Origin of the sequence: Fructobacillus sp. EFB-N1, from assembly GCF_001038455.1 — a bacterium.
GTDB classification, from domain to species: Bacteria; Bacillota; Bacilli; order Lactobacillales; family Lactobacillaceae; genus Fructobacillus; species Fructobacillus cardui.
Genome location: NZ_LDUY01000006.1, coordinates 1 through 25,052, shown reverse-complemented (window position 1 = coordinate 25,052; position 25,052 = coordinate 1). Strand labels below are relative to the sequence as shown.

Genomic DNA, 25,052 nt, shown 5'->3' with positions numbered 1-25,052 from the left:
TCAGCAAAAGAAAAAGCACCCTTCCGGGTGCTTTTGAAACAAAATTTTACCAAACAAAGAGTCCAACCATTGCTGCTGAGAATAATGAAACCAAAATTCCAGACAACAACAAGTAAACAACGTTCTTAGCAATTACTTCGTTCTTTTCCTTGTTAACCAAGCCCTTGAAGGCTCCGATAATCATACCGATTGTTGACAAGTTAGCAAATGACGTCAAGAAGACTGTCAAAACTGCCTTGTAATGCGGTGCATAGTGGGCAATTTCACCGGTTACCTTACCCATGACAACGAATTCATTGGTAACCAACTTTGTTCCCATGAACTGTGCCAAATCAAAGGCTGTTTGGTTGCCGAAGCCCATTAACCAAGCAAATGGGAACATGACGATTCCCAAGATGTGTTCCAATGACAACCAAGGGTTAACCCAAGCCAAAATCTTGTCAACAAGAGCGGCCAAGGCAACGAAGGCAATCACGTTGGCAGCGATAATCAAGATCAACTTACCAGCGCCCAAAATTGAATCGCCCAAGAATGAGAAGAATGGTTCACGTGCTGGCTTTTCAGCCTTTTCGATTTCTTCTTGTGCTAATTCTTGTGAACCAGATTCAGCGTTTTCAGCTGCAGGAGCATTTGCTCCAATCGTTGCAATCGTATCTTCTGCTTCTGTCACTTCAACAGGGTTCAAAATTGACGTCACAATCAAAGCGTTTAAGACATTGATTGGCACAGCAGTCAAGATATACTGTGCGGGCATCATTTGCATATAAGAACCAAGGATTGAAGCCGTCACACAAGACATTGACATCATCGCCAACGTCAAGTTACGTGAAGCCTTCATCTGGTTCAATTGGATACCAGAAACCGCGAGTGCTTCCGTGTTTCCTAAAAACATCATTTCAACTGAGAAAAATGATTCGAACTTAGGTTGACCGGAAAGCTTTGACAAACCACGACCAACCCACTTAATAATAAATGGCAAGACCCCGATATAAGTCAAAATGTCGAACAATGGTACAACCAAGAGGATTGGCAACAACGCTGAAACAACGAAGTTTGATGGCAAAGCCATCCCAGTTGGCTTCAAAGCAAAGTCGATTCCAGCGCTGGCAGCAGAAATCAAGCTGTCAAAGCCAGAAGCGGCTCCTTTGACGATGGTCCGACCCAATGGGAAGCCTGTCAAAAGCCAAGCTAAGACCAAGTTGGTGACAACCATGATTGAAACCGACTTCCAATTAATGGCTGAACGGTTTTTTGAAAACAAGACGGCCAAGGCGATAAACACCAAAAGACCGATGATGTTGATGAACAAATACATGATGTGATACTCCCTTAAATTTAAAAATCACGGTTTCTTCAAACATATTAATTATAGCACGCAAAGGGCGTCTCCGCCCCGTCCTAAAGCGATTTAATTTTCATTTAAATCGAACATTTTCACAAAATCAGTTGATACGTTCGCTTTTTTCAGGCGTATACTAGGGCGGTTACAAACCGGTGCGTTGCTTCCGTCACGGCACCTAAAAAACAACAAGGAGAAAACAATGATGGAAAATGTACAGAACAAGACGAGCTTTTGGCTGATTTTTAAGGAGACAATGGCCCCTAAACGGATCATACAAGATTTGGTCAGCCTCAGTAAGATGACCAAGGCGCTCTTATTATTGATGATTGTTGCCCAAATCGCCACCTTTTTAATCGGTGGCAGCTTTAATGGGATGGCCTGGTTGGCCGTCTCAACTGGCGTTAGTTCGTTGATTAACCTCGCCCTAGTCGACCAGGGGAAACAAAGCAATTACTTCTGGGGGTTAATTGGGACAGCAACATGGATGGTTGTCGCCCTTTTTTCAAGAACTTATGGTGACTTCACCTCCCAGGGATTCGCCTTTATTATGCAGTTCATTGGTATTGCGGCCTGGGCCCGCTATCGTGGTAGCGTTGAGGAAGAGCTTCCTTCCCGTAAATTAACGTTGCACACCGCCCTCATCACAACTTTAATCACACTTGTTTCCTATATCACTGTCATTACTTTTTCAAAGCATTTTAACGGTCTGCAAATTTATCTTGATTCAGCTGTTCTTCCATTAAACATTGTTGGCCAGATTCTGATGACCTATGGTTTCCGTTCTCAATGGATTGCCTGGTTAGCTTCTGACGTGATCCAGGTTATTGTCTGGTACCGTAATATCTTTTTGATTCATGATGCCTATGCCAGTTCCATGTTTGTCTTGCAGGTTATTATCTTAATTAACGCCCTCTACGGAACTTGGTATTGGTACAAGAAGGCCAAGCCCGGCAAACCTTCCTTATAAATCGGTTTTCAACATCACGCACGTAAAAAGACGGCGGTTGCTTTTATGCAACCACCGTCTTTTTACTTTACCCACTACTGCCCCAGCTGGACTCGAACCAGCGACCCTCGCATTAACAGTGCGGCGTTCTACCAACTGAACTACGGAGCAATTAATTACCATACGTTCATAATACATAACGTCCAACAATTAGTCAAGTATTTTATGAGAAATTTTTAATTTATCATTCATCTATTTTTGAGAACGATTCTGAAAAAAGATTCTTGCCAATCTTTTATATTCTAATTTATAAAATAAAAAAGTGTTGGTTGTCAAATGACAACCAACACTGATTTGGCTAGGACTGCCCCAGCTGGACTCGAACCAGCGACCCTCGCATTAACAGTGCGGCGTTCTACCAACTGAACTACGGAGCAATTAATTACCATACGTTTATAATACATAACGTCTAATAATTAGTCAAGCCTTTTATTAAAATTATTTAATTTTTAGAACCATTATCGGTGTAAACGCCGTTCTAATGCGCAACAACCTTTTCAAATTGAGTTTGAATCGAGTCTGCTGATTTCTGTAAATTAGCCAACTCTTCTTCCGTCAAATCCAATTGTGAGTAGGCAACAACCCCCTCACGACCGACAATAGCAGGATAAGAAAGATAAGAGGCAAATTCAGGACGCTTATGAGAAACGGGCATTTCCGTCTTCGCATCCTGAACGACTGTCTTGGCCAAACGAATGGCAGCCGTCGCAATTCCATAAGAAGTGTAGCCTTTACCATCAAAGACGGTATAGCCACCGACCACAGAGTCCTTTTCAATCGCAGCCAAGTCAACCCCTTTTTCAGCCGCTAATTTGGTAATTGGTTGTCCCTGCAAAGAAACCGTTGACCAAGCCGTAAACTGTGAGTTTCCGTGTTCACCCAGGTTATAACCCGCAACCGAACGTGGATCAACATTGAAGGCCGAACCGACTGCCCGGTGCATCCGCGCGGTATCCAAAAGTGTTCCCGTTCCAAGCACTTTTTCCTTCGGATAACCAGTTTCTGCCTGGTAAACAGCAGCAATCGCATCACAAGGATTAGTAATAACCACCAAGACCCCTGAAAAATCAGTAGCCTTCAACTTAGCTGAAACTTCTTTCACCTGCTCAACGTTGTGTGGCAATTCAATAAAGCGGTCATGTTCGACGTTATCGTATTGCAATTCAATCTTACCGATGGCTGAAATAATGACATCTGCATCCCCCAATGCTTGGTAGTCATTAACAGTCACAGAAAAACTATTGTTCAAATTCGTTTTGGCATCTTCAAAATCCAAAGCTTCTGCTTGGACTTTTTTCTCGTTTTTATCAATGAAGACGTATTCATCCGCTACGCCTTCAGCAATCAAACCATGTGCCACCGTTGAACCAACATGGCCCATTCCAATAATTCCAATTTTTCGCATCGACATTTCCCCTTTTCTGTTGTTGTGCCAATGATAATCATTCAAAACACGGCCGTCAAGGGTTTTATGAGAAAAATTTAATTTAAGATCCAATTAAGTTTAAGACTGCAAACGAAAGAACCCCAACCACTACCGTCAACAAGAGATTTTTCGTTACCATAGCCGTCGCCACCGTTGGTAAAGAAGCCCATAAATTGGGCCAATTGATGCTAGGAAGGTGTCCTATATGCTGCACAAATAAACTTTCAAACCACAGACCAGCCATGATGGTGATTGGCACAAAGCTTAAAAATTCGATAACTCCTTCCGGTAAATCAAATTTTTTCAGCATGATAAAGGGAGATATCCGCGATACCCAGGTCACGAGGCCACAGGCAATGATTGTTAATAGCATATAGTTAGTCAAAGACACGTTTCATCACCATCCCAAATAAGCAGCCGCAGATTGTCACCAGTAAAACAACAAAATTCTTTGGTACAAAAATCAAAAAGAGGTAAATCAGCACCAACACAAAGACAACCACAGCTGCTTGTAAGGCCAACTTAATCGTCTTATCCGAACTGATTTGCGCTATTAAGAGGCCAATAAACATGGCCGTAATGGCAAAGTCCAGGCCGAATTTGCTCGGATCCGTTACTAGTCCGCCCAAAACCGCACCCAAGAAAGTGCCTAACAACCAACTCACATACGAGACCAAGTTGACCGTGTTAAACCAAGGAAAGCTAAGCCGGTTTTGAATAACATTCACCTTACTCATCCCCAATGCAAAGCTTTCATCCGTCACAAAAGTTCCCAGCCAAATATTCCGCCAGAGCGAATACCGGTTAAAATAGGGAGCTAGCGTCATGCTCATCAGAATCATCCGCGCATTAACCAGAAAAACTGCAAAGGCAATGGCCACTATTGAACTGTGAGAGCCAACCATCGTGACCAAGACAAACTGAGCCGAACCACCATAATCAATCGCTGAAATCAATACAATCAACCAAGTACTCAGACCCGCGGCTTTGGCCACAATCCCAAAAGCCATACTAATCCCAATGTAACCCAAAACAGTCGGTAAGGCATCTCGCCAGCCAGCCCGAGAGGTTAAGGTATCATCCATCCCACTTCCTCTTTTCATCTTTTTTTAATCTTTTCCCTTAGAAAGTTATTATAGGGGAAGCCACCATGACTGTCCAGATTGCCAAAAAGCAGACAAAATAAAAAACCACTCAGCAGAAATACCGGTCTTCGTGGATTTCGCAACGTGGGTTAAAGGATGCTAAACAGTTCAGGCAGGCACCCATCTTATATTCTTGATAAGTTAATTCTTGACCGCAATGCCCGCAGAGAACTGCTGGCTCAGCTGAATTTTTGGCCATCGGCACAAAGTGGTGGTCTTCTAATGCATCATGGCACTGGTAGCAGGCAAAATATTCTTCACATTGAGCGCAACGAAGACCCACAATATCAACATCCGAATGGTAATGGGCACAGGTCCCAGTAGCACCAATGTCAATGCCAACCATTGCCACTTGTTTGGCACCAAAAAAGCGTTTATTCATGGTTATGCAACTCATTTTGAAAGGCTGACCGCAACAAAGTCACCTGATCCTGGTATGGCGACAGCAGTTCAGCAAGTTCGGTCGCCGGCATTTCCTCCGTTACCTGGCCAACTGCCAGGTTCAATCGAAGATTAACGGGCAAGCGGTTAACCTTCACGCCCTGCAAAACCAGTGAAAAGGCCAAATCACCCTGAAAGCCACCGTGGCCACCAAAGAAAACGGTCGCAACCGGTAGCCCCCGCCACTCGGCATAGAGGGTATCAATCGCATTCTTCAAAACAGCAGGATAACCCCAATTATACTGGGGTGCCACGAATACCACCCCATCATAACTTTTAATTTGCTTCGACCAATCAATCGTGGACTGATTTTGATAATGGCTCTCAGACGGTAGCTCGGGTTCATCCAAAAATGGCAAAGCAACGCTCGCTAGGTCGACTACTTCAGCTTTCATCTCTTGGTTACTCAACACAGGAGCCAACCAATAAGCTAAGCGCCGACTAACACTCTTTGTTCGATTACTTCCAACAATCACAGCAATTTTTTTCATTTTTTCTCCAGTAATTTGAGAGCCTCCTTAAAAATAAAAAGTCCCATTTACGAGATCAACAAAGTCCATTACAAAAGAGCTCTCGTGGCTTTTTGTCTTGGTGCTTATTATAAACTTTTGAACCTACATAAAAAATAAATTTTAAATTCACCGTTGACTCATATTTTTTTAATGCTATACTCATAACCAAGATAACAACTGCAGTGATTGGATGAGTAATCCGCAAACGATTCTACAGAAAACCGTGATTTGATGAGACACGGTGGATTGGCTACGGATGAAAATGGTCCAGGAGCGGTTCATAGTGCGGCGAGTCCTCTGCGATAAGCTGGCTACGGTTAACAACCGTTATCATGTTGCGATATAGCCCCCATTGGTGTATCGACTAAGGCTGGTCATAAGACCAGTGAAGTAGAGTGGTACAGCGTTTACATGCGCCTCTAGGTTCAGATTTAAAAATCTAAACCTAGAGGCGCTTTTTAATGTCTAGAAAAAGGAGAAGAGACATGACAGAAACAGCAGTAGCAACATTGACCAAGGCCCCCGTTCATTTTGATATCGTGGGTTCATTCTTACGACCAGCCCGCTTGAAGCAAGCCCAACAAGACTTTGCCGACGGCAAAATCGCCAAAGCTGATTTGACTAAAATTCAAGATGAAGAAATCAAAGACCTCGTCGACAAGGAAGTCAAGGCCGGCCTCCACTACGTTTCAGATGGTGAATTCCGTCGTCACTGGTGGCACTTGGACACCTTCTGGGGTTTTGAAGGTATTAAAAAGACAAATGTCGCCCACGGCTACCTTTTCCACGATATTGAAACGCGAGCCGAATCAGCCCAAATTGACGGCAAAATCCGCTTCACAAAGGACCATCCTGATTTGCAGGCGTTCTTATACTTGAAGGAAATCACCAAGGATTTGGACGTTATCCCCCGTCAAAGCATCCCCTCTCCAGCTCAGGCCTATGCTGAGTTGGTTCGCGGTGAGGAAAACATTGCTGTTTTGAAGGAATTTTACCCAAATCACGAAGACCTTATCATTGATTTGACCACTGCCTATCACGACCTTTACCTAGCCCTCTATGAAGCTGGTTGTCGTGACATCAAGTTAGATGACTGTACTTGGGGTATGCTCTCCGATACTGATTTTTGGGCAGAACAAAACATTGACCAAAAGGGCGTTGATGAACTGCAAGCAGAATACCTGAAGATCAATAACCTGTCATTAGAAAACTTGCCAGAAGACCTCCGTGTTAGCACACACGTTTGCCGTGGAAACTATGCTTCTACTTGGGCCGCAACTGGTGGCTATGATGCCGTTGCCGATACCTTGTTTGCTCAGGAAAACGTCGAATCCTTCTACTTGGAATTCGATGACGACCGTTCTGGCGACTTCGCACCACTGGCAAAGGTTCCTGCCGGCAAAGAAGTTGTTTTGGGCTTGGTGACTTCAAAGAAGCCTGATCTAGAAGACCCTCAAGTTTTGATTGATCGGGTCAAGGAAGCTAGTCAATACGTTCCTTTGGAAAACTTGGCTTTGAGTACACAATGCGGTTTCGCTTCGACTGAAGAAGGCAACCACCTAACAGAAGATGAACAATGGGCCAAGATTAAATTAGTTGTCGACACGGCCGAAAAAATTTGGGGATAGGCGGACACTAATTCATGAAACAATGGCAAAAATGGCCGGTAGCAGCCGCCCTAGTAGTGGTTGTCGGTGGAGGACTGGCAGCCTTTAATCATTTTAAGACGAATGCCTCTAAGGAAGATTCTGTTCTGAATTACTCTTTAGATAGCGATATTCAAACGCTTGATATCTCAAAGAGTTCGGACCAGTACTCCACCACCATCTTGGGTAACACCGAATCGAACTTGCTGCGGCTGAATGCCAAGGGCGAACCAGTTCCTGATTTGGCCAAATCCTACAGCGTTTCGAGCGACGGTCTCACTTACACCGTCCAGTTACGATCTGGATTGAAATGGTCAGACGGCTCTGAACTAACAGCCAAAGACTTCGTCTACTCCTGGCAACGATTAGCCGATCCAAAAACCGGTTCCCAATACGCCTCCCTGACTTCGGGTGTGAAAAATGCCGACGATATCATGGCGGGCAAAAAGCCAGTATCATCATTGGGCGTGACGGCCCAGGGCGATACGTTGACCTTTAAGCTTGAAAAGCCAATGCAGCAATTCAAGTACCTGCTGAGTTTCGCCCAGTTAATGCCACAGAAGGAATCCTACGTCAAGGATCAGGGTTCTCATTACGGTACCACTGCGAAAAATCAGATTTACTCTGGTCCGTATAAGTTGGAGGGTTGGAATGGAACCAACGAGTCCTTCAAGATGGTCAAGAACCCCGATTACTGGGATGAAAAAAACGTCAAAACCAAGCAGGTTAACTGGCAGGTTATCAAAAATCCAGAAAGTGCCATCAAACTTTATCAGCAAGGGAAAGTTGATCGCGCAAAAATCTACGGTACACCAGAAATTTACGAAGCCAATAAGAATAATAAGGCGGCAACAACGACACCACTGGCTGTTTCTTCCTACCTCGAATACAACCAGGCCAAGAATCCATTCTTAGCAAACCAAAAGATTCGTCAGGCGTTGAACCTGGCAACCAATCGCCAAGCACTGGCTGATCAGGCCAGTGGTGGTACTCGTTACGCCGCAACAGGTCTGGTGCCAAAGAACTTGGTGAAGGCCACGAACGGCCAAGACCTGGCCAGCTACGTTAACCCTGGCTACAAATACGATCTAACGCAAGCCAAGAAGCTCTTTAAGGAAGGTCTTCAAGAAGTTAATAAGGGCAAGATGAACGTGACGATTGAAACCGATGCCGATGCAGTCGTTTCCAAGAGTACCGTTGATTACCTCAAGCAGGCTTGGGAATCAACCTTTGGCTCCAACATCTCTGTCACGGAAAAGGTTGTCCCAATCAAGCAGCGAATGCAAGATGCCCAGAACGGCAACTTCGATATCACCTTAACCAACTGGACCGGTGATCACCAAGATGGCGTCAGCTACTACAACATGTTCAAAACGCCAACAACTGGTACCAATAGTGGCCAATTCAAGAATGATGACTTTACAGCCGCTGTTAATCAAGCGGAAAATCAGGATGCCAATAAGCCGGCAGCCCGAGACGCTGATTTCAAGAAGGCTGAAGCCGCTTTGAAGGACCAAGCAAACTTGAACCCATTGTATTCATGGAAGCGTATTATCCTGAATCGACCAAATGTGAAGGGTGTTGTCTTGAACCCAACCGGTCTGCAGCTGGACTTGACTCACGCCTACCGCGATTAACACTTGGCAAATCATTTAACCAATTCATTTTAGGAGCAACATTATTAAAACAGCAGAACAAAACCAATCGATGAACACCAACCAGCTGATTGCACTGTCACTGGGTGGCGTAATTGGGACCGGGATTTTTATGAGTCCCGGTTATTTCATTAAAAGTGCCGGTGCCATCGGAACAGTGATTGCCTACTTGATTGGGGCCGTCCTCGTTTGCCTGGTCATGCAGTGTCTCGGTGAATTGTCTGTTCATCAGCCAACCACGGGCGCCTTCCACGATTACGCCAACCAGTATATCAACCCCGGTGTCGGCTTCGTTGTCGCCTGGTTATACTGGCTCACCTGGACCATTGCATTAGGATCTAACCTGTTAACGATGGGTGTCTTAATGCAACACTGGTTTCCACAAGAACTAACATGGCTCTGGTGCCTCTTTTTTGGCCTCATCATGTTTATTTTGAACATCGGCAACCTTTCTTGTTTCTCCAAGAGTGAATCCATCACTTCTTGGGTCAAAACGTTTGCCCTTCTCTTTTTTATCGTTATTGGCTTTTTAATGGTCACAAGAATAATTCCTGGTCACCATATTCAAACTGCCGCTAATTTTGGCGAATTAACTAAGAACGGCTGGTTTCCACACGGTATCGGACCCATTTTAGCTACCGTTTTGACCGCTAATTTTGCCTATTCTGGGGCCGAAATGATTGGTGTTGCTGCCGGCGAAACTAAGAACCCGGAAAAAGCCATTCCAAGGGCCAGTCGCAGAACCCTCGTTTTGCTGATTACGCTCTTTATTGATGCCATCTTAATCATGGGTGCCCTCTTAGCACCTTCCGATAACGCCCTGGCAACGAGTCCCTTTGTGGCCATCTTGGGCCAAGCCGGTATTCCTGGCGCTGCTGATATCATGAACGCGATTTTAATTATTACGCTGTTCTCCGCTTCAAACGCTGGTGTCTTTGCCGCCTCACGGATGATTTGGTCACTAGCCGATAAAGGTGAAATTTCCCCTAAGTTCGGTAAGTTAAGTCGTCATGGTCTTCCGGTTTACGGCTTAATCCTAACAATGGCCGGCGGTGCCTTGTCCCTCCTCTCCAGTATTTACGCAGCACAAACGCTCTATTTAGCCCTCAACGCTCTTTCAGCCTTTGCCGTTGTTGCTGTTTGGATTGTGATTGCCTGGTCGCAGTTGAACTTCCGTAAACACTACCAAAAAGAGCACGATATCAAGGACCTGAAATATAGGGCACCCCTTTATCCGTTAACGCCAATTGTCGTCATTGTCGCCTGCCTGGCTTCCATTATTGGCATCGGCTTTGATCCCAACCAACGGATTGCCCTGATTATCGGCGTTCCCTTTTCACTCTTTTTGTACGGTTACTACCAAATTTTTCAAACTAAAAGTAAAGGACAATATCACCATGAATTTTCACGATTGGGCCAAACAACAGAAGACGATTTTATTTGATAGTTCAATGGGACTTGGACTGAGTAACCAGGGCTTCGATACGAATAACCTCCTCTGGACAGCAAAAGCGCTGATTACGGACCCCGATAAGGTCTACCAAGTTCACCTCGACTTTTTTAATGCTGGATCCAACATCACCACAACTGATTCTTACCAAGCATCAACCGCTGGTTTTGCCAAGCAGGGTCTGGGACGAGACGAGGCTGAAAAACTAATCAAGCAGTCCGTTGCCTTGGCAGAAAAAGCCAGCTTTGATAGCACTGGCCAGCAAGATAAGTGGGTGGCCGGCAATATCGGCCCCTACGGTGCCTATCTCACCAATGGCGCCGAATATACCGGTGATTATGGTGATACTACGGATGACGATTTAAAGGCCTTCCATGAAGATCGGCTTAAGTGGCTGGTTGAGGCTGGTAGTGATTTGATTGCCATCCAGACAGTTCCTAGCTTTGCTGAAATCAAGGTGCTCTGCCAACTGTTAAATCAGTCCCCAGATGTTGACGTCCTCTTTACCTGTTCGTTAAAGGACAGTCAGCACATCAGTGATGGTACTGATTTACGGGAAGTGCAGGCTGTATTGGAAGCACAAGAAAACGTTATCGCTTATGGCTTTAACTGCTTTAAGCCCGAATTCACTGAAGATGCGTTGGACTATGTAATGGCAACTGCCACAACCGATAAAGCGATTGCTGTCGCTCCCAATGCTGGTGCCGACTATGACCCCGTCACGAAGACCTGGGGCGAGCCAAACGAAAAAATCTTTTCGGAAAAAGCACCAAGCTGGCGTCGTCACGGCGCTTCGTGGATTAGTGGTTGCTGCGAGATGATTCCCGCAGAGTTAAAGAAAGTTCGCACTGCCCTCTTTGAAAGATGATTACCTTTGAGAAAGCCCGTTCAGTTGAGCGGGCTTTTTTGACCCAAATTTTGTATAATCTAAATACGATAATTTTTGGAGAAATGCTATGCAACTTTATTTTTTATGCACTGGTAACTCATCACGTAGCCAGTTTGCCGAGGCTTACGCCCGCTACTATGCACCGGCCGATTGGCTAATCAAAAGCGCCGGGACAAATCCCCATGGAGTCCACCCCAAGACCATCGAGGGCTTAAATCAGGAGGGCTTTGATACCAGTCGTCTAACATCAGATGCCATTGATGATGATTTTTTAAACTCAGCCGACTACGTCGTAACACTTTGCGGTGATGCGCGCGACAATTGTCCAATTACTCCGGATTCCGTCCAAAAAGTGCACTTCCCATTAGCAGACCCTGCTAGGGTAACCGGTTCCGATGAAGAAATTACTGCTTTTTTCAAAGAAACCGCTTCAGAAATCAAGCAATTAATGCAGACATTCATCACTGATATACAAAAAACGCCTAAGGACAACTTCTGAAGAAGCCCCCTAGGCGTTTTTACTAGCTAAAATTATTTTATTCGTGATGGTGATCATCGTGGCGGTGAGGGTGTTCATCCCCATCTTGACGACGCTTCTTATCGATTGGGTTCACCGGATCATCGATGCGGCGGTTCCACCGATCCATCTTTGGCATCTGATTTTTAACTTCCAATTGCCGTAGCTTCGAAACGGTTTTATGTTCAATAAAGAGCGGCACAACTTCCTCAACCGTATCACTCAAACGCAAGCGATAGAAGTAACGGAGGTGGACAGAGTGGGATTGCAACCAAATGCGGCCACCGATTAAGAACCGGTCCCATGATGAAATCTTGGAGATAGCCTTCAAATCCGTATAGTAGTTATTGGTAATCACGTACTTAAAGTCACCAATACTCCGGTTCTTATCCAGTCCGTAGCGAATCTTTTGTGGTTCCAGTACACCCTGCTTAACCAAAACCTTGGCAATTTGGTGAATGTAGTATTCAACTTGTGGGTCAACCTTGAAACCAAGATTCAAAACGACTCGAACCATATTTTGGCTACCCATCAAATCAACCGAATAGCTCTTTTCGTATGGGTTAATGGATTCACGAATCGTGACGAACCAGTAAACCTTGGCCCGCTTTGGCCGAGCCCCCAAGAGCGAGTAGATGACTGATTTCTTAATTTGATAATCGTCATGAACGTTAACAATATAAACCAGGTTCTTCGCCATCAATGGCTCTTCTGAGTCGTTAGACAACTGCATCAACTGACGGCGGTAGTCTTTCAAGGACAAATAATCGTTGTTATAAGACAGTGCTTCGCGGCGCTTGTTTCCATAGAACCAGAAAACCATCACCGACAAAATCAGCAACATCAAGATCACCGTGAAGTATCCACCGTGAATGAACTTACCAAGACTGGCAATCAAGAAGAGCGTTTCCAGCAATCCGAATGGAACGGCAAACAAAATTGCCAGGCTTGTACGGGTCTTAAAGCGGATAAACTCGAACAGCAACGTCGTTGTCATCAACATCGTAACTGTAATGGCCAGACCATAGGCTGATTCCATGTTATGAGAAGTCTGGAAAAGCACAACCACAACTACACCGGCAACAAAGAGCATCCAGTTGACAATTGAGATATACATTTGACCGCGGAAATCGTTTGGATAAGTAATCCGCAACCGGGGCATAATCTTCAGCGAGATGGCTTCTGATACCAGAGTAAAGGCACCTGTAATCAAAGCCTGTGAAGCAATGACGGCTGCGATTGTACTCAAGATAACGCCGACCAGTCGCCACTGGTTTGGCAAGATATCAAAGAAGAGGTTCAAGTTTGAACCACTCGCATTGTGCATAATCACCCATGCACCTTGCCCCATATAGTTCAAAACCAATGTGACATACACAAATGGCCAACTCAAATAAATATTGCGCTTACCAACGTGGCCCATATCCGAATACAGTGCTTCGGCACCGGTTGTGGCCAAGAAGATATTTCCTAAAATAAAAATACCTAGGCGGTTATCCGGACTAAATAGCGTTTGTATGGCGTAAACAGGGGAAAGGGCCTTTAAAATCTCTGGATATTGAATGACTTGTAACAGGCCAAAGAAACCAATAAAGGTAAACCAAATGAGCATCATTGGACCAAACATTCGGCCAATCTTGGTTGTCCCCTTTCTTTGCAGAGTAAAGACGACCAACAAAATCGTCAGCACCACCGGCACAACGAAGTCAATTCCCGTTGGGAACATCAGGGAACCAAACTTTTGCCCCTCTAGCCCTTCCACAGCAGACGTGACCGTCACAGCCGGGGTCAAAGCCCCATCGGCCAGCAGAGCTGCCCCACCGACCATGGCCGGGATGATGAGCCACTTCATGTTGCGATTACGGACCTTACTATACAGGGAGAAGATACCACCTTCACCGTGGTTATCCGCCTGCAGGGCAATTAAGACATACTTAATCGTCGTAATTAACATCAAAGTCCAAAAAACAAGGGAAATTGACCCAATTACCAAGTTCTTCATATTGTCGGTATGTGCATTGCCGGCAATAATAGCATTCATGGTATATAGTGGGGACGTTCCAATGTCACCATAGACAATGCCTAAGGCGATCAGGAAGCCACCGTACTTTAACCGCTTCTTTGCTGAATCCGTCATTTCTTCTCTCCTATAAAATTAGTCATTGACGGTCACTTTCTTCATGACTTTTGAGTGCCTCAAAGAACTAATCTAATTTAGATAAAAGTATTTTTTCAATCTATTTTCTTGGTTTTCAAATCGTTTTTCCAACATCAGAAGCACTCTTGTCGCGCAACTTTTTTTCTACCAATCAAAGGAGAGTTTAACTCGCTTGGAAAGAATATACAAGGAAAAATAATGCTTTTCATTAGTTCATTTTTACCACTATTTTACTTTTATTTCAACAAGCACTAATTTAGAAGCAAAGTATCAGCATTTAATGGCGCAAATGCGGTCCTGACAGGTAAGCGGTTATATTAAATTCATTTCGAAAATATCAATCCTATCAGGCCAGCTTGAGCATCATCTTACTTGCATCGGTACTGAACTGCGACAAACCTAGCCTACCTGTCAACATCAAAAAGCCAATAGCTACTAGAACAACCACTGTCAGCTCACCCAAAAATAAAAGACATCACCGTCATCATGGGAAGCACTATCTTTTAACTCAGATAGTAACACATGGATCAGGTGATGTCTTTTTTGATGCTAACAGTAATCGCTCTTAGTCATTATCGAAGTTATCACGAGCAGCTTGCGCCCATACTTCATCGACCATATTGTTTAGACCACGCTGGTCCCGAGCGATGCTTTTTTGAACAGCCAAACTCACATCCGATGCAAAGGCGGCTGGTGACTTCATATGATTAACCACAGCAAAGGTCATCAACACAGCAAAAAAAGCTGAGGCCACAGCAGCAATAATTTTTGATTTTTTCTTTGGATCGAACATAAACAACTGTCCTCTTGTCGTGTTTTAAGCTAATTTTTTGTCAAACCACTTAGCGATTAATGACAAACCATAGTTTAGCAAGAAGTATACCACCGTCAAGACCACAAGAACAGGAATAATGTAATTCGTATTCTGCGCGTAGACGATTTGACCCCGGTACGTCATTTCAGCCAGCACAATTCCGGATGCCAAACTCGTGTCCTTCACCAAAGAAATCAGCTGTGAAATAATTGGCGGAATCATCTTCTTATAGGCCTGCGGCAGCACAATGTGCCACATTGTCTGCATGTTGGACAAGCCGTTTGCCCGTGCGCCTTCAAATTGACCGCGGTCAACCGCTTCCAGTCCACCACGAACAATTTCAGCCAACATGGCCGACTCAAAGAAAGTCATCGCTGCCACAGTCGCCCAAAAGATTGGCAAGTGGATGCCTAATTGTGGCAAGGCAAAGTAAGTAAAGAAGATAATCAGCAACAGTGGCAAGTTACGGACAATGTTGTTCAACGTGCCAACAAATGATGAAAAGAATGGAATCTTTTCAAATTGAATAATCCCCACAATGGAACCAAACAGCAGACTCAAGACAACCGAAATGGCTGAAACGCCAACGGTAATGCCTAAGCCGCCAAGCAGGTAGCCCATGTTCGCTGAGGTAAAAGCGTTAAAAAATTCAGACATGACCTTTCCTCCTTAGGCTTTCTTCTTCAACTTGGTTTCCAAGTGTTGAACGTAGTAACTCAGTGGCATCGTAATCACCAAATAGAAGACACCAATAATGATGTACGTCGTAAAGGTATCAAAGGATGAAGCCGCCACTAAGTTACCCTGGTACATTAAGTCCAAACCACCAACAAAGGCTAAAATGGAGGAATTCTTGACCAGGTTGATAAACTGATTTCCCAATGAAGGAATCGCCACCTTAAAGGCCTGGGGTAAAATAATCACCCGCATAGCCTGGTTAAAGGTCAACCCGTTTGCACGGGCCCCCTCCATTTGGCCAGCTTCAATCGAAAGAATGCCGGCACGAACCGATTCAGCGATAAAGGCGGACGTGTACAGGGTCAAACCGACCGTTCCGGCAACAAAACCAGTCATCTTAATCACCTTCGCTACTGCCAAATACAGGAAAAGCGTGATAATCAAGAGTGGAATATTCCGGAAAACCTGAACATAGATATTGCCAATGATGCGACCGGTCTTCGAAGATGAGACCTGCATAATGGCAAACAGGGTTCCCAAAACTAGTGAACCAATTAGGGCAATAATACTTGCTAAAAGCGTGTGCCCAAATCCTTGGACAAACACTGAAAAATATTGATTTAAAAGGCTCATTTGTTTACCTCCAAATCATGCCAATCCAAGCCAGGAACGTTATGGAACCACTTTTCAACCAAACGGTTGTACGTGCCATTTTCCTGCAAAGTCTTCAAAGCGCGGTTGGCCTGCTTTGTCATTGGCTTTTGGTTATGGTCAAAGGCCATTCCGTAAGGTGCCTTGGTGAAGACCCCACCAACAAGGTGGTAGTCTGGATTTTCGGTCGCCAAACCATAAAGGATGGCATTATCCGTTGACAGTGCCTGTCCCTGTCCTGATTTCAAAGCCTGCATCGCAGAAGCGTAGTCCTGCAAGGCAATAATCTTAGCCTTGGGCGCATACTTCTTCGTTTCTTGGGCGGCGGTCGTTCCGACAACGACCAACACCGTGTACTTCGGATCGTTCATATCCTTGACGGATTGAATGCCAGAGTCCTTTTTAACCAATAATGACTGACCGGCGTTAAAGTAAACGTTGGTAAAGTCAACGATTTTCGCTCTTTCTGGCGTAATCGTCATCGTGGAAATCAGCCCATCGATGTTCGTATTTTTCAGCAACTGAATCCGCGAAGCGGAAGATACTGGCACAAAGGCTGCTGAAAGTTTCGTATTGGTTTGTTTAGCAATCTGGGCGGTCATCGCCTTTGCCAAATCAATTTCAAAACCGGCCGGTTGGGCAGTTTTAGTATCCATCAGGCCAAAAAGTTTCGTATCGGCTTTAACACCCCAGGTAATTTGCCCCTTCCTTTCAACCCGGGCCAGGGTATCTTGGTGCGTTTTGTTTTTGTCAATCGTCACGCTGGCCCAAAAAGCCCCCAGCAAAATCAGGGCAGCCAAAACCAGCGAAGCAATGATTCCAAAACGGCGTTTTCTAATCTTTTCCATACGCTTTGTCTAACTAAGTTAATTTAGCTAGACCCTTCCTTCCATTTTAGTGATGTTCTACCTGGCTCAAGAACTTCTTGGCCCGTGGTTCTGTTGGGTTCTCAAAGAAAGCTTCCGTTGAACTATCTTCTAAGATTCGGCCATCGGCCATAAAAATCACCCGATCAGCGACCGCCTTGGCGAAACTCATTTCATGAGTCACCACCAGCAAGGTCATATCGGAATCGCGCGCAATATCACGCATGACATCCAGCACATCCCCAATCATTTCAGGATCCAAGGCGGAAGTTGGCTCATCAAACAGCAAAGCCTTTGGCTTCATTGCCAATGAACGAGCGATTGCCACTCGTTGCTTCTGGCCTCCTGATAACGCTGCCGGCATGCTATTCGCCTTATCTGCTAAACCAACCTGCTCTAACAATTCCATGGCAATCCGCTTGTTCTCGGCTTCATCGCGGTGCAAAACCAAGCGTGGTGCCAGCATAATATTTTCCAAAACTGTCTTGTTGTTGTAGAGGTTAAAGTGCTGGAAAACCATCCCAACGTTCTTACGAATCTTATTAATATCCGTCTTGGGGTCATGCAGGTCAAACCCATCAACCAACAATTGTCCCTCTTCGATTTCTTCCAAACCATTGATTGTGCGAATCAAGGTTGACTTTCCGGAACCGGAAGGGCCAATGAGGACCACCGTTTCACCCGCGTCAATTTTCAAGTTCACATCGTGTAAGGCATGAAAATCCCCGTAGTACTTTTGTACATCTTTGAATTCAATCATTGACATCGCTTTTCTCCTCACAAAAAAGTCGCCTCTTCCTAACTGCAGGAAAAGGCGTTAAGATTAATACGTACATTTTACCATTTATAGCCCCTCTACGTTAGGTATTTTGACTAAAAGACTTGAAATCGACCTAGTTCTACTAGTTAATTGCTAAGTTGCCGAACTAAAGACAACTAATTTGTCCAAAAGAAAAAACGATCCACTCAAAAGTGAATCGTTTTCTTCATATATAATAGGCAAACAATTATGCCAACTTGTGATCAAACCACTTGGCAATCAATGACAAGCCGTAGTTTAACAGGAAGTAAACCAAGGTCATCACGACCAAGACGGGCACGATGAAATTCGTGTTTTGTGCGTAGATAATTTGGCCACGGTAAGTCAATTCCGCAAGAACAATTCCGGATGCCAAACTCGTATCCTTCACTAAGGAAATCAGTTGCGAGATAATTGGCGGAATCATCTTCTTATAGGCTTGTGGCAACACAATATGCCACATCGTCTGCATGTTCGTCAAACCATTGGCACGGGCCCCTTCAAACTGGCCCACATCAACAGCTTCCAAACCACCACGGACAATTTCAGCCAACATTGCCGACTGGAAAACCGTCATGGCCACGACCGTTGCCCAAAAAATTGGCAAGTGCAGGCCTAATTGTGGCAAAGCAAAGTAGGTAAAGAAAATAATTAACAACAACGGCAAGTTACGGACGATGTTGTTGATTGTTCCAACGAAACTTGAGAAGTAAGGAATCTTTTCAAAGAAAACAATTCCAATAATGGAACCAAAAATCAGACTCAAAACAACCGAGATGATTGAGACCCCAACGGTAATCCCTAGACCGCCCATCAGGTAGCCGAGGTTTGCCTCTGTAAAGGCACTAAAAAATCCTGACATTCTGCGGCCTCCTTATGCGTTCTTCTTCAATTTATGTTCAAGGTGTTGGATGTAGTAACTGAGTGGCAAGGTGATTACCAGATAGAAGAGTCCAATGATAATGTAAGTCGTAAAGGTATCAAAGGAGTTCGCTGCCACGATGTTTCCTTGGTACATCAAGTCCAATCCACCGACAAAGGCCAAAATTGATGAGTTCTTAACTAAGTTAATAAACTGATTTCCTAATGACGGAATCGCCACCTTGAAGGCCTGAGGTAAGATAATCACCCGCATTGCCTGACCAAACGTCAATCCGTTTGCTCGTGCCCCTTCCATCTGGCCAGCTTCTATGGAAAGAATACCAGCTCGGACAGATTCAGCAATAAAGGCTGACGTATACAGCGTCAAGGCAATTGTTCCAGCCGTAAACCCAGTCATCTTAATCACTTTCGCTACCGCGAGATAGAAGAAGAGTGTAATAATCAACAAAGGAATATTTCGGAAAACCTGGACATAAATATTACCAATCGAGCGGGCCGTTCTTGAATTCGTGACCTGCATAATCGCAAAAATTGTTCCTAAAATCAGTGATCCCACCAAGGCAAAGATACTAGCCAACAGGGTGTGACCAAATCCTTGGAGGAAAACCGAGAAATTTTGTTCAAACAAACTCATTCGTGCACCTCCAAATCATGCCAATCCAAACCTGGCACCTGACCGAACCACTTCTTAATCAACTGGTTGTAGACACCGTTCTTCTTCATGGTGTTAATTGCCTGATTGACTTGATCAACCATTGGCTTTTGATCATGGTCAAAGGCTGCCCCGTAAGGACCGTTGGTCAACGTACCACCAACAACCTGGTAGTCTGGGTTTTCCGTGGCCAAACCATACAAAATCGCGTTATCGGTTGAGATTGCTTGTCCTTGACCAGCCTTCAATGCCTGCATGGCAGAAGCATAGTCTTGTAAGGCAATCGTCTTGGCCTTCGGTGCAAACTTTTTAATGTTTTGAGCTGCGGTTGTTCCGACAACGACCAAAACAGTCTTGCTTGGGTCGTTCAAATCATTGACAGACTTAATACCTGAATCCTTCTTAACTAACAGTGACTGACCCGCTGGGAAATATGGTTGACTGAAATCAACAATCTTTGCCCGTTCTGGGGTAATCGTCATCACACCGAAGACCCCATCAATATTGGTGTTCTTCAGTAATTGAATCTTAGAAGCAGTTGAAACCGTCACGAAGGATGGTGTCAACTTTTCGCCGATTTGCTTACCAATTTGCTTGGTGACAGCCTTGGCCATATCGACATCGAATCCTTCAGATTGACCAGTCTTCGTGTCCATCAAACCAAACAGCTTCGTATCAGCCTTGGTTCCCCAAACAATTTTCCCACTCTTCTTTACTCGAGTGAGGGTATCTTGGTGCTTGGCATTATGTGCAACCGTTTGTTGCGCCCAAAATAGACCAAGGACAATGGCCAGGGCTAAAATAATAGTCGCGATTAAGCCAAAGCGCCGCTTCTTTGCTTTTTCCATAAAGCAATTCCCCTTTCCCGTCTTCTTAGTGGTGTTCCACCTGGCTTAAGAACTTCTTCGCCCGCGGTTCTCGAGGATTTTCAAAGAAACTAGCTGTCGAATTATCTTCCAAAATGCGACCGTCAGCCATAAAGATCACCCGGTCGGCCACTGCCTTGGCAAAGCCCATTTCGTGCGTCACAACCAACAAAGTCATGGATGAATCCTTGGCAATATCACGCATCACATCCAAAACATCTCCAATCATTTCGGGGTCCAATGCAGAAGTTGGTTCATCGAACAAGAGTGCCTTTGGCTTCATTGCCAAAGACCGGGCAATGGCGATTCGTTGCTTTTGACCACCTGATAAGGCAGATGGCATGTTGTTGGCCTTATCAGCCAAACCAACTTTTTCAAGCAATTCCATTGCGATTCGCTTGTTTTCGGCCTCTTCACGGCCCAAAACTAGACGCGGTGCCAACATGATGTTCTCCAACGCTGTTTTGTTGTTATACAAATTAAAGTGTTGGAAGACCATCCCGACATCCCGACGGATCTTATTAATGTCGGTTTTGGGGTCGTGGAGGTCTTGACCATCCACAATCAACTGCCCGTCTTCGATTTCTTCTAAACCGTTGACGGTTCGAATCAAGGTCGACTTTCCTGACCCAGAAGGGCCAATTAAGACAACAGTCTCACCAGCATCAATTTTTAAATTGATGTCGTGGAGGGCATGAAAGTCACCATAGTACTTTTGTACATTTTTGAATTCGATCATTGACATCGTTTTTCTCCTTGCAACATTTATTCTAGTCGACCGTAAGTGGGCCAAGCTTATTTCCATCTTACGGGTCAACGTCCTATAAACTGACAAACTTTGTTAGCTAACATAACAAAAGAATGAAAAAAGTTTAAGGTTTTTCTTATATTGACCGCCTAAAAACAAACAAAAAGAGCAAAAGAAGACAAACGTTCTGCTTTTACTCTAAAATAATTCACCTGATTTTCAACCTTGTCGTTAGGCCCGGTGACCCGTTTCCAATCTATCTTCCATTTTTTCAATTAATGGTTCGACAGGGAACCGATTTCTGAGGTAATCAAAAATGGCTAAGATAATTGGTCGAACAATCAAGAAGAAAATCGGTACAGCAACAAAGAACGTTTTGACCCAATTCATCAAGTAACCTGGCAAGAATTGTGGGTAAAGACGATGGTACATTTCGGTCAGCCAGAGCATCATGATGGCAACATTAAGCATCATCACAGTCAATGGGACCGTGTAACTTTCGGACAAATGATTTTTAATAAATTTCGGATAATGCTTATGAAGCCGCATGGTAATTGGCAGGGTCACAAACGTTCGCAGGCAATAAATAAAAACCACAATAACGGGGTACATGAGCCAAACGCGTTCTAGCTTCTGTTCAGAAAAACCAAAACGAATAACAGTATTATATGTGGACATGATGGCAACCATCACGATTGGAAAAACCCAAGCAAGGGTATTAGGGTGGTGCAAAAGCTTATGTAAAAATTTGGATAACGATTTCATCTAATAATTTTCCTTTCATTTATTATTTTTCCACCAAAAAAATCAGCCTGGGCGACCCGATGGCAACCCTAGCTGATTCAACGGCAGGAAATGTCAAAGCACTTATATTTCAACCATAACAGAAAACCTGACATTTGTCTAAATTTGTTAATGTTTCTATCTTACTAGCAATAAATTATAAACTAAAAAAGCAATTCAGAATTGGAATTGCTTTCTCAAAGTTGTATCAATTGATGTTATTGTCGGCAAGCTTTAGCGCTGATTTTTACCAATCATTCGAACGTTTGCTAACTTATCGGTTGGAAAGACTAAGATCAACAGAATCAATAAGGACACGATATCGTTCAACACCCCGGTGGAACCAAAAGCATCAGACAACATATCGATGGCAAAAACAATCCAAACCAGGACGGCATTCAACCCTGTATCTCGAATACGTCGGACTTCCAACGATAGCGAAGGAATTAAAATAGCCAAAAAACCAATGTTGAGACAACTAGCCAAAGGATTAGACCACCCGACAAGGTCGTTAACCAATGCCAAATATTCATTTTTTCATTAGCTGGTGACAGGCCGGCAAAAACAGCCATAATCACAGTCGCAATTACCCAAAGAATTGCCAAAATGCCGCCAAGTAAAACCATCCACCAATATTCGGCCCTAGTCGCAGTACCGGTAAAATTAAAATAGTTTTTCCAAAAGCTTTTGAAAGAAGCCCCCATAGTCATTTGTGTTGTTCTCCTTCTCTTTTCCTATTAATTGCTATTGTACGCAAAGTCAGATAGCCACGCAAGATGGCATAGTGTTGAATAGGGGAAGTTCTTCTGCTTCGTTTCCAATCACTGCTTTAACGAAAGACGTTTCCCCAGAGCCTTTGCCTGTGCCTCAGTCATTGTAATGATGTTTGCCTTATTAGTGCGAGCCGGCATTGAATCGGTACTGTACCAGTAAACATCTGACTTACCACCACCAGTAACATAAACGATTCTATCGGATCCGCCACCATTTTCTTGATTAGAAGACTGGGCTGGTTGGGAAGTCGAGGCAGCAGGCTGTGATGATGATGCCGCTGGAGCGGCTGGTTGCGTTGCAGCAGCCGTACTTTGTTCCTGCTTCTTTTCCTGGTTTTCGCTTGACTTACTACTACTGGTCTTATTTTCCTTGGCTCCAGTGCCACTACCGGCTTTGGCCACTGTATTTGTTGCCCGCCCACTAGCATAATCAATTGTCCCGTTTGGTGTCACATTATCAAGAACAACATGAGTAACTCCGTTACTATCAGTGGACTCTTTACCTGATCCTAGTTGAATCGTAAGTGCCTTACCGGAGCTATCTAAGCCGACATAATCCAATTTTACTTGTCGAGGGATCAGTTCATCCCCCTGGTAAATTGGTGTTACTTGGTAGTCTAGCCAATAGTTGGGGTGGTTAGCCAACCAAGAGTCAAGACGATTTTCATAGAAAAGCATCGAATCCTGGTTACTATCGTTCATTCCCTTATAATTACCAGCATTCATCCAAGCCGTTTCTGGTACTAAGTTTTTGGGTTCATCATTCAAACCGCTAAATTGGTAACCAACCAAATGACCTCGGTTCATTACCCAAGCCTGCTTGGTTCCATCACCATAATAAAATTTAAAGTTGTGCCACCCGACCGGGTTGTACTTTAATTTTGCTGGCCGTTTAACTTTTGGCTCATCCTTATCCTGCAATTGAATATGAGAATAAGTTGCTCGACCCAATCGATCCAAGTCACCCATGACCATTTGCCGCTTGCCGGTAAATGTTAAGAGGCCACTATCCGTTTGCTGTTTTTGGTCAACATTGGCACTTGAACTTTGAGTAGCTGTGGCACTACTTGAAGTAGCAGCCGATTTTTTTGACTGCGATGCTCTTATAGCTGATTTTTTCGCCTTTGGCTTGTCATCCGCCTGTGATTGATCGGCAGGTGTCGTTACTCCAGCAATCATAAAGAAGGCCAGCGTTGCCACTAGTAACCACTTACCTCGCTTTTGCAGTTTCAACCCCGCCCGCTTATCCTTCACCCATTCGACCATTAGCCAAATCAGGGATACGAAAAATAGCATTACAAAAAATCCATTCATGATTTCTCCCTCGCTCTTAGCGTGTTTTTGCGCACGTTGTTCAAGTTAATGGAAGAAAATACTAAATTTATTGATTATATTTTCTTAGCAATTAAAGACGTTGCTAAAAAATTCTCTCTAGTACCTCTACCTTCACCCAATCCAAACGTTAGACATTTAGATATTAATTTATACCTTTTTCTATTTTACAGTATTTTTTTCTAATGTGTATCAGTGCATAAATATTCAAAGAGGCTGTAATAAAAAGTAATTTTATATCGACTAACGCATGACAAATTTATCAACCAGCATTTACCCCGGCATTATTTGATTAATTGATTGGATGAGGAAATTTTAGGTTTTGTCTCCTCCTGTCGATTAAACATTCGTTCAAAAACCCTATAATCAACAAAAGCACACCTTCAACTTTTACAGTATAATTCAAGAAAGGGCTAAATCCTCCACAACATCTTGATTAATAAAGGAAAAAAGCAATGAAATTTAATAAAACCATCCCCGAGTTTTCAGTCTTTAACCTTGAACAATCAAAACGCTTTTATCTCGAGACTTTAAAATTTAAAGTTGAGTATGAACGACCAGGTGGACATTTCGTTTTCTTAAGTAAAGATGGTAACCAGGTCATGTTGGAAGAAATTCACGATAGCGGTTGGAACACCTCAGAGCTCGTTTATCCTCTCGGGCGTGGTATCAATTTATCATTTGAAATCCCAGCAATTGATAATTTCTATCATGAAATTATGAGCAGTGGTGTGTCCCTATTTCGTAAACTAACAGTCAACCGATACGAAGGTGCTGACGTTTTGATTGTTCAAAAAGAATTTTTAATTCAAGATTCAAATGGCTACTTACTGAGATTTACGGATTAAAAAAGGCTGAGTGTTGACCACTCAGCCTTTTAATATGGCAGATTCTATAATTAATTCGAACGAGAAAATTTAAAATAAAAACCCAAAGAATTTCTTTACAATGGTAGTTGATTAGACCAACCAAAAGGAGAAATTCTTTGAGCCATTTAATTTTATCATCTTATGACCGTGGT

General features: G+C 43.9%; 27 protein-coding genes and 2 tRNA genes. 7 read left to right on the top strand and 22 right to left on the bottom strand.

Annotation, left to right across the window (positions count from 1 at the left end; genetic code table 11):
• Positions 1–46: 46 nt before the first annotated feature.
• Entirely contained in the window at positions 47–1,315 is a 1,269-nt protein-coding gene (locus FEFB_RS01960; RefSeq protein WP_047974574.1) for a NupC/NupG family nucleoside CNT transporter, read from the bottom strand.
• A 226-nt stretch (positions 1,316–1,541) separates the two neighbouring features.
• Here FEFB_RS01960 and pnuC point away from each other — a divergent pair, with 226 nt between their 5' ends.
• Positions 1,542–2,309: a nicotinamide riboside transporter PnuC gene (gene pnuC, locus FEFB_RS01955; RefSeq protein WP_053068918.1), complete on the top strand. Its 768-nt coding sequence runs from the start codon at positions 1,542–1,544 to the stop codon at positions 2,307–2,309.
• Between the two features lie 77 nt (positions 2,310–2,386).
• On the opposite strand, the gene FEFB_RS01950 is transcribed toward pnuC, so the two are convergent.
• The 7 genes from FEFB_RS01950 to FEFB_RS01920 all read right to left on the bottom strand — a co-directional run bounded on the left by FEFB_RS01950 (position 2,387) and on the right by FEFB_RS01920 (position 5,851).
• Positions 2,387–2,459: transfer RNA gene (locus FEFB_RS01950), tRNA-Asn, on the bottom strand.
• Positions 2,460–2,652: 193 nt separating this feature from the next.
• Positions 2,653–2,725: transfer RNA gene (locus FEFB_RS01945), tRNA-Asn, on the bottom strand.
• A 101-nt stretch (positions 2,726–2,826) separates the two neighbouring features.
• Positions 2,827–3,753, bottom strand: coding sequence for an L-lactate dehydrogenase (locus FEFB_RS01940; protein ID WP_047974573.1), 927 nt, complete (start codon positions 3,751–3,753; stop codon positions 2,827–2,829).
• A gap of 82 nt (positions 3,754–3,835) precedes the next feature.
• A complete protein-coding gene (locus tag FEFB_RS01935) occupies positions 3,836–4,165 on the bottom strand; it encodes an AzlD domain-containing protein (RefSeq protein ID WP_152666221.1) in 330 nt (109 codons plus the stop codon).
• Positions 4,152–4,859 carry an AzlC family ABC transporter permease gene (locus FEFB_RS01930; protein WP_047974572.1) on the bottom strand — a complete coding sequence of 236 codons (708 nt, stop codon included), beginning with the start codon at positions 4,857–4,859 and terminating at the stop codon, positions 4,152–4,154. Before FEFB_RS01930 ends, FEFB_RS01935 begins: the two co-directional genes overlap by 14 nt.
• Positions 4,860–4,968: 109 nt before the next feature.
• The gene (locus FEFB_RS01925; protein ID WP_235271948.1) at positions 4,969–5,301 is read right to left on the bottom strand and encodes a CHY zinc finger protein; all 333 of its coding nucleotides are present in this window, start codon (positions 5,299–5,301) and stop codon (positions 4,969–4,971) included.
• A complete protein-coding gene (locus tag FEFB_RS01920; RefSeq protein ID WP_047974571.1) occupies positions 5,294–5,851 on the bottom strand; it encodes an NADPH-dependent FMN reductase in 558 nt (185 codons plus the stop codon). Before FEFB_RS01920 ends, FEFB_RS01925 begins: the two co-directional genes overlap by 8 nt.
• Positions 5,852–6,357: 506 nt before the next feature.
• Between FEFB_RS01920 and FEFB_RS01915 the strand changes: the two genes are divergently transcribed.
• The 5 genes from FEFB_RS01915 to FEFB_RS01895 all read left to right on the top strand — a co-directional run bounded on the left by FEFB_RS01915 (position 6,358) and on the right by FEFB_RS01895 (position 12,011).
• The gene (locus FEFB_RS01915; RefSeq protein WP_047974570.1) at positions 6,358–7,500 is read left to right on the top strand and encodes a 5-methyltetrahydropteroyltriglutamate--homocysteine S-methyltransferase; all 1,143 of its coding nucleotides are present in this window, start codon (positions 6,358–6,360) and stop codon (positions 7,498–7,500) included.
• 14 nt (positions 7,501–7,514) lie between these two features.
• Positions 7,515–9,155, top strand: coding sequence for a peptide ABC transporter substrate-binding protein (locus FEFB_RS01910; protein WP_047974569.1), 1,641 nt, complete (start codon positions 7,515–7,517; stop codon positions 9,153–9,155).
• Between the two features lie 70 nt (positions 9,156–9,225).
• Positions 9,226–10,617: an amino acid permease gene (locus FEFB_RS01905; protein WP_047974568.1), complete on the top strand. Its 1,392-nt coding sequence runs from the start codon at positions 9,226–9,228 to the stop codon at positions 10,615–10,617.
• Positions 10,571–11,491: a homocysteine S-methyltransferase gene (mmuM, locus tag FEFB_RS01900; RefSeq protein ID WP_047974567.1), complete on the top strand. Its 921-nt coding sequence runs from the start codon at positions 10,571–10,573 to the stop codon at positions 11,489–11,491. The genes FEFB_RS01905 and mmuM overlap by 47 nt, the downstream gene beginning before the upstream one ends.
• A gap of 88 nt (positions 11,492–11,579) precedes the next feature.
• Complete coding sequence (locus FEFB_RS01895) at positions 11,580–12,011, top strand: arsenate reductase ArsC (RefSeq protein WP_047974566.1); 432 nt, start codon at positions 11,580–11,582, stop codon at positions 12,009–12,011.
• A gap of 37 nt (positions 12,012–12,048) precedes the next feature.
• Here the strand turns inward: FEFB_RS01895 and FEFB_RS01890 are convergent, their stop codons facing one another.
• The 14 genes from FEFB_RS01890 to FEFB_RS09125 all read right to left on the bottom strand — a co-directional run bounded on the left by FEFB_RS01890 (position 12,049) and on the right by FEFB_RS09125 (position 23,995).
• A complete protein-coding gene (locus FEFB_RS01890; RefSeq protein WP_082131884.1) occupies positions 12,049–14,166 on the bottom strand; it encodes a KUP/HAK/KT family potassium transporter in 2,118 nt (705 codons plus the stop codon).
• 586 nt (positions 14,167–14,752) lie between these two features.
• Positions 14,753–14,980: a hypothetical protein gene (locus tag FEFB_RS01885; RefSeq protein WP_047974565.1), complete on the bottom strand. Its 228-nt coding sequence runs from the start codon at positions 14,978–14,980 to the stop codon at positions 14,753–14,755.
• 24 nt (positions 14,981–15,004) lie between these two features.
• Positions 15,005–15,658, bottom strand: a complete 654-nt coding sequence (locus FEFB_RS01880) for an amino acid ABC transporter permease (RefSeq protein ID WP_047974564.1) — start codon at positions 15,656–15,658, stop codon at positions 15,005–15,007.
• Positions 15,659–15,670: 12 nt separating this feature from the next.
• Positions 15,671–16,312 carry an amino acid ABC transporter permease gene (locus FEFB_RS01875; protein ID WP_047974563.1) on the bottom strand — a complete coding sequence of 214 codons (642 nt, stop codon included), beginning with the start codon at positions 16,310–16,312 and terminating at the stop codon, positions 15,671–15,673.
• Positions 16,309–17,178, bottom strand: coding sequence for a transporter substrate-binding domain-containing protein (locus tag FEFB_RS01870; protein ID WP_047974562.1), 870 nt, complete (start codon positions 17,176–17,178; stop codon positions 16,309–16,311). Before FEFB_RS01870 ends, FEFB_RS01875 begins: the two co-directional genes overlap by 4 nt.
• Before the next feature lie 46 nt (positions 17,179–17,224).
• Positions 17,225–17,962 carry an amino acid ABC transporter ATP-binding protein gene (locus FEFB_RS01865; protein ID WP_047974561.1) on the bottom strand — a complete coding sequence of 246 codons (738 nt, stop codon included), beginning with the start codon at positions 17,960–17,962 and terminating at the stop codon, positions 17,225–17,227.
• Positions 17,963–18,203: 241 nt separating this feature from the next.
• On the bottom strand, positions 18,204–18,857 hold the full coding sequence (locus FEFB_RS01860) for an amino acid ABC transporter permease (protein ID WP_047974560.1): 654 nt from the start codon (positions 18,855–18,857) through the stop codon (positions 18,204–18,206).
• Positions 18,858–18,869: 12 nt separating this feature from the next.
• Positions 18,870–19,511: an amino acid ABC transporter permease gene (locus FEFB_RS01855; protein WP_047974559.1), complete on the bottom strand. Its 642-nt coding sequence runs from the start codon at positions 19,509–19,511 to the stop codon at positions 18,870–18,872.
• A complete protein-coding gene (locus tag FEFB_RS01850; protein WP_047974558.1) occupies positions 19,508–20,377 on the bottom strand; it encodes a transporter substrate-binding domain-containing protein in 870 nt (289 codons plus the stop codon). The genes FEFB_RS01855 and FEFB_RS01850 overlap by 4 nt, the downstream gene beginning before the upstream one ends.
• Positions 20,378–20,402: 25 nt before the next feature.
• Positions 20,403–21,140 (bottom strand): amino acid ABC transporter ATP-binding protein, encoded by a 738-nt coding sequence (locus tag FEFB_RS01845; protein ID WP_047974557.1) that lies wholly within the window; start codon positions 21,138–21,140, stop codon positions 20,403–20,405.
• Positions 21,141–21,374: 234 nt separating this feature from the next.
• Positions 21,375–21,908 carry a hypothetical protein gene (locus tag FEFB_RS01840; RefSeq protein WP_047974556.1) on the bottom strand — a complete coding sequence of 178 codons (534 nt, stop codon included), beginning with the start codon at positions 21,906–21,908 and terminating at the stop codon, positions 21,375–21,377.
• Positions 21,909–22,160: 252 nt separating this feature from the next.
• Positions 22,161–22,412, bottom strand: coding sequence for a hypothetical protein (locus FEFB_RS08570; protein ID WP_161795085.1), 252 nt, complete (start codon positions 22,410–22,412; stop codon positions 22,161–22,163).
• The gene (locus FEFB_RS08205) at positions 22,373–22,552 is read right to left on the bottom strand and encodes a hypothetical protein (protein ID WP_152666219.1); all 180 of its coding nucleotides are present in this window, start codon (positions 22,550–22,552) and stop codon (positions 22,373–22,375) included. Before FEFB_RS08205 ends, FEFB_RS08570 begins: the two co-directional genes overlap by 40 nt.
• A 195-nt stretch (positions 22,553–22,747) precedes the next feature.
• Positions 22,748–23,995 (bottom strand): DNA/RNA non-specific endonuclease, encoded by a 1,248-nt coding sequence (locus FEFB_RS09125; protein ID WP_304413442.1) that lies wholly within the window; start codon positions 23,993–23,995, stop codon positions 22,748–22,750.
• 491 nt (positions 23,996–24,486) lie between these two features.
• On the opposite strand from FEFB_RS09125, the gene FEFB_RS01825 reads away from it, so the two are divergent.
• The gene (locus tag FEFB_RS01825) at positions 24,487–24,879 is read left to right on the top strand and encodes an aldoketomutase (RefSeq protein ID WP_047974555.1); all 393 of its coding nucleotides are present in this window, start codon (positions 24,487–24,489) and stop codon (positions 24,877–24,879) included.
• The last annotated feature ends 173 nt before the right edge of the window (positions 24,880–25,052 follow it).